The sequence below is a fragment of the Aestuariivirga sp. genome (genome assembly GCF_037139295.1).
In the GTDB taxonomy this organism is placed as follows: Bacteria; Pseudomonadota; Alphaproteobacteria; order Rhizobiales; family Aestuariivirgaceae; genus Aestuariivirga.
In genome coordinates this window covers 1-10,305 of record NZ_JBAXGR010000102.1, presented here as the reverse complement: position 1 = coordinate 10,305, position 10,305 = coordinate 1, and the positions used below count along the sequence as shown (strand labels likewise).

The window sequence follows — 10,305 nt, the reverse complement described above, 5'->3', positions numbered from 1 at the left end:
AGCCCGCGTCGGTTTACCCAGGGCCCCAGATTGGTTGAAACGGTTACGTCGGGCGAGAACGTAATTATGCGGTCTGCGAGTGGTCCACCGGAACGGGCGATCTCATCGAGGATCTTTCCGAATCCTGTTTGTGTCGACTGGATGCGATCATCGATAGTGACCCTCTTTGGTACCTCCAGTATCGGTGCGGTGTACCGCCTCCTACCCTTGGAGAAGAATGGCACGGTGTTTAGGAACTCCTTTAGGTCGGTTGCATCGCTTAGCCCAGCGAAGGGCTTCCACTCATCGCCTCTTGGAACGCCCATGGTAGACTGGAATATCTCCATTTGTGGCTGGGTCATCAGGCCCGCGTGGTTATCCTTGTGTCCTGCAAGCGGCGTTCCCCAGCCCTTAATAGTGTAGAAAAGAAAAACCGTCGGCCGGTCATCCTTGACCGCGTCGAAGGCTCCACAAAGTGAGGACAGACAGTGGCCTCCAAGGTTCTCCATCAACGCCGCGAGCTCTGGATCGCTGCGTCGCTCTATCAGGGATGTTACAGGTCCCTGGTCGCCGAGGTCGTCGAGCAACCGTTTGCGCCATGCGTTACCACCTTGGAAAGTCAGGGCCGAATAGAGCGCGTTGGGGCAAGCGTCGATCCACTCCTTCAGTGCTGAGCCGCCCGCCTCCTCGAATGCTTCGCGCTGCAAACGCCCATATTTCAGGCGGACGACGCGCCAACCGAAGCTGGAGAAGATAGCCTCGATGCGTTCCCAGAGGCCTTCCCGAACCACGCCATCGAGGCTCTGGCGATTGTAGTCGATCAACCACCAGACATTCCGCAGTTCGTGCTTCCACCCTTCCAACAGCGCTTCGTAGATATTACCCTCATCGAGTTCCGCATCGCCGATGAGGGCGATCATGCGGCCATTGATTGACTTTGCCCAGCCGTGTCCATGCAGATAGTCTTGCATGATGGAAGCAAAGATCGGCAGGGCGGCCCCCAAGCCCACCGAGCCCGTCGAGAAGTCTACATCGTCCACGTCCTTGGTCCGAGACGGGTAGCTTTGGACACCGCCGTATCCGCGAAAGTTCTTGATTTTCTCGAGGGGCATGTTGCCCATCAGGTACTGGATCGCATGGAAGACAGGCCCGGCATGCGGCTTGACTGCCACACGGTCGTCGGGCTTCAGCACGTGGAAATATAGTGCCGTCAGCATTGCAGCCATGGATGCTGATGAAGCCTGATGACCGCCCACCTTCACGTCACCTTCGCCTTTGGGTCTCAGATGGTTGGCGTTATGAATCATCCAGCAGGATAGCCAGAGTACTCTCCGGTGAAGTTCCTCAAGATGATTGATGCCAGCCACGTCACCGTCCCCAAGCTTGTTGCTTTCACAGGAATGGTGGATCTATTTGAGGGCAATGTCCTGCCAATCTCGATGGCTAAGAGATGTGATTACGCAAAAATATGCTAAGATCTCCCAAAAATATGGATGAAACATGCATAAACTCGATGAAATTGATCTTCGTATTCTCAGGGCGATGCAGGGCGACGGTAAGCTTACCATTGCCGAAATTGCCGAGCGCGTGGGACTATCGCAGTCGCCTTGTTCCCGGCGGATCGCCAAGCTTGAGTCTGATGGTATTATCCGCGGGCGGCAGACGCTGCTAGATGCGAAGAAGTTGGGCTACGGTACGCTGATCATTGTCAGGATCAAGCTTCAGACTCACGATACCAAGATGCTTGAGGCCTTCAAGAAGGCAGTTCGTGGTATTCCTGAAATCCAGATTGCGCTGCTCGTCTTGGGAGACTTCGATTACTATCTCCGCATTATGGTTAGGGACATTGAGCATTATCAGCAGCTTTTGCAAAGAAAATTGGTTTCCCTCCCTGGCGTCAGGGAGATGCAGAGTTCCGTCATATTAGACGTGGTGAAAGACACAGGTTCAGTTCCTATTTAAGAAACGTCACGCGAACGGCTGACCTCATAGATGAAGCAGTCCCTGAACTTCACATAGAATTCCGGGCCGATCTCTTCATGGCGAGTGCGGTGGCTCGTGGTTTATCGGCATTTATGTGGCAGCGCCTGACAGAAATGCTATGCCAGACAAGACTTCGACGCTGTAATATTTGATTTACCTACGTCGCGATCTTCATCGATCGAGATTATATCGCATGCGCACAAGACTTTTGATTGCGTTTGGCTTCTCTGATTTTCCAAAATCCTCTTGGTGGAGCTGCTCTCTGTCGACCAGTCGGGATTTCAGGAAAATTCGGGACGTACGCTGCAATGCGTTTCAGCGGCCTGGTAAGCCGCTTCGACCAATGCAAAGGTCCGCAAGTTGTCTTCACCCGACGTATCCGCTGCGCGCCCCTCAAGAAATCGGTCTAGGAAGTGTGCATTGGCGTGTAGCACGGCTTCTTGCGATACATGCCAACGCACGTCGGTCCAAGGCAGGATAGGCGAGCGGAGGTCTTCCTCATAGCTCTTGTCTCGGGAGGTGATGATGGCGCGCTGGCCAGGTAGTAGGATTACCGATCCGGCCGACCCCTCGATCTCAAGAAGCGTTTCGGGGAAGACGTCCGGGAGCCGTTTGGCCTCATATGTAGCTTCAACTAGTGACACTGCTCCAGACTTGTGCCGTAGCATCATCGTAGATGTGTCTTCGCCAGCGATCGCCGGATTGCGCTTTTGGGTCTCGCACGAAATGCGTTCAACCTCGCCCATGAAGAAGCGGGCGAGATCTAGGACGTGGATCGCCGAATCGAGGATGCAAAGTCGCGGCTCCTTTGCGAGATAGGGTTGGCTCTCGTAAACATTGAATGCCGTACGGAAGCTAAGCCGCGCCCAGTTAATCGCACCGATGTCGCCCCTATCGAGCACGGCCTTTATGCGCTGCATGGCTGTGCCGAAGCGGAAGTTTTCGTGAACTGCAAGTCAACTTCCGTGGCGGCGGGCCGTCTCGACGATAGCGACGCAATCGGCCAGCGTCGGTGCTAACGGCTTTTGTACGATTGCGCCGATCCCGCGCTCAGCTGCTTTTGCAGCGATATCCTGGTGGCTGGCCACGCGGGTTGCGATGTCAACAAAGTCAAGCGGCTCGGCGTCAAGCATAGCGTCCACAGACACATAGGCCTTTACCCCGAATTGCTGAGCAGCCGCTTCGGCGCGGCCGCTGTCGATGTCGCAAACCGCCACAAGATCCGACCCAGCGGCGCGCAGGTCGACCCAGGCGTGCAGGTGATTTTGCGCGTAGAAGCCGCAGCCGACCATGCCGACTTTTGCTCTCTTCTTAAGGTCCATCTGCGGCTCCCAACTGGTATGACAGGTTATGCTGTAAGGCTATCAGATTGACAGATCTTGGCAAGGTTGCTAGGCCTGTTCCAGGGATGGAGAAGCTTGAAACATATCTCCAGCCTGCTCAAAAATGGGAGGAATGAACGATGTGGATGAAACTAGGTCTGCTCACTGTTCTGTTTGGTACTGCCATGGGAACGGTCGCTTTTGCTGGAGACAAGGTTGTGATCGGCTACGCCGCCCCCTCACTCGATGGTGCGCAGGCGCAGATCCAGGCCGGTTTTCTGGTCGGTGCCAAAGCGCGTGGCTGGGAGGTAGTCTCCGTGACGTCTGGCGGCGACGCACAAAAACAATTGAATGATATCAATGACTTCATCGCGCAAGGCGTCAAGGCCATTGTTGCGGTTCCAGATGACAGCGCCGGCATTTGCGTGGCGGTCGCTGCCGCAAAAGAGGCAGGGATACCGTTTTACACCATCGACCGCGCGCCGACCGGTTGCGAGATCGATCTGACGGTTCTGTCGGACAACTACCTTGGCGGCAAACAGGCTGGCGAGGCGATGGTGGCCCATTTGACCGCAAAGAACGGCTCGCCGAAGGGCACCGTTCTGGAAATAACCGGCAACCTGGCCCAGAACGTTGCACAACTACGCGGCGGTGGTTTCGATGATGTGATCAAGCAACACCCTGAAATCAAGCTCATCGTGAAGCCTGGTGACTGGGACGCCGCTAAAGGCGTGGAAATTGTTCGTGACGTTGCCTCGACCGAAGCGGTTGACGGCATCTACATGCATTCAGACTGCGTCTACAGCACCGGTACCGTTCAGACCCTAAAAGAGATCGGCAAGTTTGCTCCGGCAGGAGATAAAGCCCATATCTTTATCGGAGCAATAGACGGTTGCACCGAGAATCTTGCTTTGATCCGTGAAGGCGCGACTGACCAGACTTCGGGACAGCCCATCCCGGACTTTGGTACTCTTGTTGCCGATTACATCGACAAGAAGTTAAAAGGCGAAGAGATTGCGCCGGGTGAAGTCGTCAAAGAAGGCGCACTGTGGTCACCCGCTCAGCTGAAGAAGACTGATACCGGGCTGCAGCTGCTGCTCAGCACCACTTCAGTCACAAAGGCGAATGTCGATGAGCCGGGCCTCTGGGGCAATACCAAGTAATCAGGTTTGACGTCAGATTGTGACTTTGATCTCGAAAGGCGGCGCGCACTGCGTCGCCTTTCCGATCAAGTAACTAAATTTTGGAGTTAACCCAGATGACGACAAAACCTGCCCAGACTGTGGTCGAAATGCAGGACATCGTAAAGACGTATCCGGGCGTTCTGGCATTGGATCGGGTGTCCTTTGACGTCAAAGCTGGCGAAGTGCACGCACTGGCTGGAAAGAACGGTGCCGGCAAGTCGACGTTGATGCAGGTCTTGAACGGATTGTGCCTACCCGACTCTGGCGTAATTCGAATTCGAGGAACCGAGTTCTCCGGGTTGACCGCCAGCCTCGCTAAGCAAGAGGGAATTGCCCTGGTGGCGCAACATGCCAAATTCGTGCCCGGCCTGTCGATTGCGGAAAACCTCTGTCTAGGGGCAGTTCCGAGTAAACGTGGTTTCATCGACTGGCACGGTATCTATGCGAGCGCGGAGGAAAAACTGTCACGGTTCGGACTGGAGATTGACGTCCGCCAACGAATGGAAATGACTTCTGTAGCCGAACGCCAGATGATCGAGATTGCGCGCGCCCTTTTTGCAGATGCTTCGGTCATCATCCTCGACGAACCTACAGCTCCGCTGCCGAAGCGCGAAGTTGAACGCTTGTTCGGGTTCGTGAGGAACCAGAAGCAACGAGGAGCGTCTTTCATTTATATCTCGCACTATCTTGATGAGATATTTGAGATTGCAGACCGCGCTACAGTCCTGCGTAATGGTAAGGTCGCTGGCGCCGCTGCCGTTGCCGATCTGACGCAGCGAGATCTGGTGCATATGATCAGCGGTACTAGCGTTAAGCGATTTACCCGCGAGCGTGTAAATGTCGGGGACGAAGTGTTGGGAACTCGGAACCTGACACGTGATAGAGCCTATTATGATATCAACCTGTCAGTTCGCGCTGGCGAGGTTGTGGGCTTGACTGGACTCGAGGGAAGTGGTCCCGGAGCACTGGCGCGTGGACTGTTTGGACTTGAGGAAATGGGTACTGGGCATGTCACCATCGATGGAAAACCTTTCGAAGGCGGCAATCCATCTAAAGCATTGCATCAGGGTTTGGCCTATTTGCCACGTGACCGTCATGGTCTAGGAATTATTGGGATTTTATCGGTGAGAGACAATGTCTCTCTTTCAGTTCTGGAGCGACTGAAAAGTGTGCTTGGTCTTGTGGATCGCAAAAAAGAGCGGGCGCTGGTTAATGAGTATATTTCCGCTCTGAGTATCAAGACCCCCACAATGGACACCCCGATCAGCAGCCTAAGCGGCGGAAATCAGCAAAAATGTGTCGTTGCGAAGTTCGCAGCAACCGAGCCCAGGGTGCTGATTCTCGACGAGCCAACACAGGGCGTCGATGTCGAGGCAAAGATCGAAATCTTGCGCATAGTCGACGACCTCAGCAAGCGCGGCGTGGCCATTTGCGTTGTATCTGACGAACTGAACGAACTCATTGATATCTGCGATCGCATCGTCGTTTTTAAGCGCGGCAGGATCTCGCAGGAATTCATGAAGGGACAGGAAGATATTACTCCAAAAAGGCTTATCGCCGCGATTGAGGGAGTAAGCATGGAGGAAGAGCATGAACATGTATAATCGCCTAGCCGCACTCATAGATCATCTGATCTGGGCTATCCTTGCGGTAGTATTCATCTTCTTCATCTTTCAGAGCGAGCACTTCCTGTCAGAAAACAACATTTCGAACATTTTCTCTGCGGCTGCAGTGATGGGTGTTCTTGTTGTGGGTCAAACATATGTTCTGATCACCGGAAACTTTGACCTTTCCTCGGAGTCAACACTTGGGATGGCGGCGCTGCTGGGAATATGGCTAATCGTCCCGGCAGCCGCTCCGCATTTTGGCGGTGGACTATTAGTCAATCCCTACCTGGCCATTTTCTGCATTCTGCTGATGGGTGCTGTGATTGGCTATGTGATAGGTTGCCTGATCACCTATGGGCAGATGAACAACTTCATCGTGACCCTGGCTATGCTATTGGTAATCCGGGGTCTCATGCTGGCTTTTACCGAAGGCAACGCTGTAAACGGACTGAATAATCCACAGGCCGATACCTTTTATTGGTTAGGTCATGACACAGCATTCATCATTCCAGGCTTTATGAAGGTTTCCTATTCTGTTCTTGCGGCTGGGGCCACCTTTCTCGTTGGCCACATAATCCTCAAACACCACCGATTCGGGCGAGAACTCTATGCGATCGGTGGCAACCGTGATGCTGCTGTTGCTTCAGGGATCAATGCCGATCGTCGCGTACGCCAAGTTTATGCCATAAGCGGCATTCTGGCGGCGATAGCCGGATGGATGCTGGCTGGACGCGTGGTGTCTATTCAGGTGAGCCTGGGAGAAGGATATATATTCACCGTGATGGCTGCTGCCGTCATTGGCGGTATTAGTCTTCAGGGTGGTCGCGGTACCATGCTGGGTGCGCTCGGAGGAGTGCTCTTGCTGTCGGTGATCGATCGCGGCCTGAACCTTATGCATGTGTCGGTGTTCTGGGTAAGGGTGATCCAGGGCTTGATCATTTTGCTTGCGATGTTCATCGACGCACAGCGGGTCCGTATTCGCACACTCGCGCAGACGACAACCGTACGGGAGAGCAAGGACAGTGTCGTTGGACGCTAACTCCGATCAAATTGGAGCCGCTAAGATGAATTTCACTAGCATCAAGCGCCGTAAGATACACGAAGACGTGGCCGAACAGATTGAGAACCAGATACTGTCCGGCGGCCTGCCGGAGGGTTCCAGTCTGCCGTCCGAACGAAAACTCATGGAGGTGTTCCACGTTGGTCGCCCCGCCGTGCGTGAAGCGCTTCTGCTCTTGCAGCGAAGTGGCTTTATCAAGGTTGCTAGTGGCGGTCGCACACTTGTGACGCGCCCGACGACCGCCAATTTCCTTGATCAGTTGTCAAGTTCGGCGCGCCATCTGTTGTCATCACAAGAAGGCGAGCGGTCCTTTCAGGAGGCCCGCCGCTTGTTCGAGGCAGCGATTGCTCGCAATGCCGCAGAGATTGCAACGAAGGATGATATCCAGCGGCTTGAGGTCGCGCTTATGGCTAATCGTCAATCGATCGGTAATCTGGACTCCTTTGAACGGACCGATGTCGCCTTTCACCTGACTCTGGCCCAAATCGGCGACAATCCTGTATTTTCAGCGCTTCATAAGGCGATCGCTGAATGGCTCGCCCTTCAGCGCCACATCGCCCTGCGTGTGTCAGGTGTGGAAAACAGTGCCTATCGTAGCCATGAAGAAATATTCCAGGCAGTGGCTGACCATCAACCGGAACAGGCTTGGCAGGCAATGGACCGCCATCTGCGGCAAGTCATTGAGCAATACGAGCAAGGGCGGGGCAACGAAAAATGACAAATCCCTTCGTTGTTATTGTCGAGTTTAATCTGCGGTCCATCGACCAGATGAACGATTTTCGCAAGCTGATGGACCAAAACGCCATTGCTTCGGTCAAACGGGAGCCCGGGTGCCGGCGGTTCGATGTAATGGTGCCGAATGACCGGAAGGACCAAATCATTCTTTATGAAATCTACGATGATGAAGCTGCGTTCACAGCCCATCTGAAGACTCCCCATTTCTTGGAGTTCAACACCGCCTCTGCGGCGTTCGTTGAGAGCAGAAACGTTCGCCCCTGCACTTTGGTTTGCGAAGGTTCGAACCAGACGGCTCCATCAAAAGGATAGAATGATGAACAGACTTGCTTTGAAGGAAATGACCCGGCACCGCGGCCCGAAATTCGGCCATTATGTTGGCGAATTTGCGACCCCGGGCATCGGACATATTCTGGCCTCGGCACAATGTGATTTTGTCTTTTTCGATATGGAACATTCAGGGTTCAGTATCGAATCCTTAAAACAAGTGGTCAGATATTTCGAAGCCGCGGATGTGGCGATGATCGTCCGCACGCCGTCCAAAGACTACGACATGGTTGCGCGCATCTGCGACGCCGGGGCCCAAGGCCTTATGGCGCCCATGATTAAAGATGCTGCCGAAGCGGCCACGGTGGTCAGCTATATGAAATACCCGCCCGTCGGTAAGCGCGGCATAGCCTTGGGCGCTGCTCATGACAACTATCTGCCCGGGGGCATAGCGGTGCAAGATAGATTGGCGCAAGGCAATGCCAGAACTACGTTTTTTGCCTTGATCGAGACCCGCGAAGGAGCCGAGAACGTTGATGCAATTGCTGCGACTCCAGGTGTGGACTGCCTTTGGGTTGGTCATTTTGATCTGAGCGCCTCTCTCGGGATCGCTGGGCAATTCGAGCATCCGGATTATCTTGCTGCTCTTGCGAAAATTATTGAGGCGGCGAAGGTCCACGGTTTATCGCTCGGTCGGCTCGTTAGTTCGCCGGACGAAGGTCTTGCTGATCTACGAAAGGGTTTCGATTTTTGCTGTCTGGCGACTGATACCGGACTCTACCAGCGTGCCCTGATCACTGGGATTTCTCAGTTGCGGAGTGCGTCGAGTGCAAATTGAAGATTTTCGAGTCGGCCTGTCCGGCGATTTCATCAACGTTGATGGATCGATGAAATATCCATCATTTGACCTCGAGGTGCTGCGCACAACACCTGGAATCACAAGCAAGTTCCTTCCGAACAGTGATCCGATCCGCTCGGAATTGGTTGAAGATTTGGACGCATTGATACTTCTGGGGGCACAGTTCAGCGCCGACAGCATCCCTGCCTCAGGTCGCCTCAGCGTGATTGCCCGTTTTGGGGTTGGCTACGATTCTGTAGATGTTGCGGCCTGCACCGCCAATGATATTGCTGTCTGCATCACGCCAGACGGCGTGCGGCGCCCGGTTGCAGCCTCAATTCTGACGCTCATCCTAGCGCTGACGGGCCGATTGATCATCAAGGATCGCTTGACCCGACAAGGACCTGCCGGATTTGCCCGGGCACGCACCGACTACATGGGTATGGGCGTGGTGGGGCGCACTCTTGGCTCCATCGGCATCGGCAATATTGGCGCCGAGATGTTTCGATTAGTGCGACCTCTCGAGATGAAATTCATCGCGCATGATCCCTTTGCCGATCCGACGATTGCAGCAGAGTTGGGGATCGATCTGGTCGATCTAGAAACCCTGTTCCGTCAATCTGATGTACTGACTGTCAATTGCCCATTGACCCCGGACACGCATCGCCTGGTGAATGCCGACCGACTGGCACTCATGAAGCCAACCTCATATCTAATCAATACCGCCAGAGGCTCGATCGTGGATCAGGCTGCCTTGACCGCAGCCCTTAAGGATTGCCGTATAGCCGGCGCCGGCCTTGATGTGTTCGAGAGAGAACCCCCGGCCGCTGACGACCCCTTGCTGCAACTTGACAATGTTATCGTGACCCCGCACGCATTGTGCTGGACTGACCAATGCTTTGCCGGAATTGGCGCCGCAGATCTGGCCGCCGTTATCTCGGTCTATGAAGGTCGGCGACCTGCAGGTCTGCTAAACACATCCGTGGTTAGCCAGCCAGGGTTCATGGCAAAACTGGACAACTATGCGAGCACTGCGCGTCAGAGACGACAGACATGAAGGTCGCACTGGTGACCGGTGCGGGTTCTGGGATTGGTTTGGCTGTCGCGCGTGGGCTTGGAGCAGATGGATTTAGTCTGGCCCTTGCGGGCCGTAGGCTGGAAAAGTTGGAAGAGGCTGCGAAGCTGATCGGGTCAGACTGCATGCCCGTATCGGTCGACATATCTGACTTTGCATCCGTCAAAGCCCTGTTTTCTCGGATCCAACAGCGATGGGGGGTAACCGCTCGATTGGTACCGCCTGCCTGAACATTGCCTGATGGCTTAAGACACG

Annotated in this window: 10 protein-coding genes and 1 pseudogene; 8 read left to right on the top strand and 3 right to left on the bottom strand. The window is 54.5% G+C overall.

Annotation, left to right across the window (positions count from 1 at the left end; translation table 11 throughout):
* Nucleotides 1-1,286 (bottom strand): annotated as a pseudogene (locus WCJ41_RS17750) (transketolase); the annotation flags it as partial.
* 193 nt (nucleotides 1,287-1,479) lie between these two features.
* Here WCJ41_RS17750 and WCJ41_RS17745 point away from each other — a divergent pair.
* Nucleotides 1,480-1,941, top strand: coding sequence for an Lrp/AsnC family transcriptional regulator (locus WCJ41_RS17745; RefSeq protein WP_336907171.1), 462 nt, complete (start codon nucleotides 1,480-1,482; stop codon nucleotides 1,939-1,941).
* Between the two features lie 302 nt (nucleotides 1,942-2,243).
* On the opposite strand, the gene WCJ41_RS17740 is transcribed toward WCJ41_RS17745, so the two are convergent.
* Together WCJ41_RS17740 and WCJ41_RS17735 are read right to left on the bottom strand one after the other, a co-directional pair.
* The gene (locus WCJ41_RS17740) at nucleotides 2,244-2,882 is read right to left on the bottom strand and encodes a Gfo/Idh/MocA family oxidoreductase (RefSeq protein WP_336907170.1); all 639 of its coding nucleotides are present in this window, start codon (nucleotides 2,880-2,882) and stop codon (nucleotides 2,244-2,246) included.
* Between the two features lie 36 nt (nucleotides 2,883-2,918).
* A complete protein-coding gene (locus tag WCJ41_RS17735) occupies nucleotides 2,919-3,284 on the bottom strand; it encodes a Gfo/Idh/MocA family oxidoreductase (RefSeq protein ID WP_336907169.1) in 366 nt (121 codons plus the stop codon).
* Between the two features lie 140 nt (nucleotides 3,285-3,424).
* On the opposite strand from WCJ41_RS17735, the gene WCJ41_RS17730 reads away from it, so the two are divergent.
* The 7 genes from WCJ41_RS17730 to WCJ41_RS17700 all read left to right on the top strand — a co-directional run bounded on the left by WCJ41_RS17730 (nucleotide 3,425) and on the right by WCJ41_RS17700 (nucleotide 10,032).
* A complete protein-coding gene (locus WCJ41_RS17730) occupies nucleotides 3,425-4,447 on the top strand; it encodes a substrate-binding domain-containing protein (RefSeq protein WP_336907168.1) in 1,023 nt (340 codons plus the stop codon).
* Nucleotides 4,448-4,542: 95 nt separating this feature from the next.
* Nucleotides 4,543-6,072 carry a sugar ABC transporter ATP-binding protein gene (locus WCJ41_RS17725; protein ID WP_336907167.1) on the top strand — a complete coding sequence of 510 codons (1,530 nt, stop codon included), beginning with the start codon at nucleotides 4,543-4,545 and terminating at the stop codon, nucleotides 6,070-6,072.
* Nucleotides 6,059-7,114: an ABC transporter permease gene (locus tag WCJ41_RS17720; RefSeq protein WP_336907166.1), complete on the top strand. Its 1,056-nt coding sequence runs from the start codon at nucleotides 6,059-6,061 to the stop codon at nucleotides 7,112-7,114. Before WCJ41_RS17725 ends, WCJ41_RS17720 begins: the two co-directional genes overlap by 14 nt.
* Nucleotides 7,115-7,139: 25 nt before the next feature.
* On the top strand, nucleotides 7,140-7,853 hold the full coding sequence (locus tag WCJ41_RS17715; protein ID WP_336907165.1) for an FCD domain-containing protein: 714 nt from the start codon (nucleotides 7,140-7,142) through the stop codon (nucleotides 7,851-7,853).
* Nucleotides 7,850-8,182 carry a putative quinol monooxygenase gene (locus WCJ41_RS17710; protein ID WP_336907164.1) on the top strand — a complete coding sequence of 111 codons (333 nt, stop codon included), beginning with the start codon at nucleotides 7,850-7,852 and terminating at the stop codon, nucleotides 8,180-8,182. The genes WCJ41_RS17715 and WCJ41_RS17710 overlap by 4 nt, the downstream gene beginning before the upstream one ends.
* Before the next feature lie 4 nt (nucleotides 8,183-8,186).
* On the top strand, nucleotides 8,187-8,975 hold the full coding sequence (locus WCJ41_RS17705) for an aldolase/citrate lyase family protein (protein ID WP_336907163.1): 789 nt from the start codon (nucleotides 8,187-8,189) through the stop codon (nucleotides 8,973-8,975).
* On the top strand, nucleotides 8,965-10,032 hold the full coding sequence (locus WCJ41_RS17700; RefSeq protein ID WP_336907162.1) for an NAD(P)-dependent oxidoreductase: 1,068 nt from the start codon (nucleotides 8,965-8,967) through the stop codon (nucleotides 10,030-10,032). The genes WCJ41_RS17705 and WCJ41_RS17700 overlap by 11 nt, the downstream gene beginning before the upstream one ends.
* Nucleotides 10,033-10,305 lie beyond the last annotated feature (273 nt).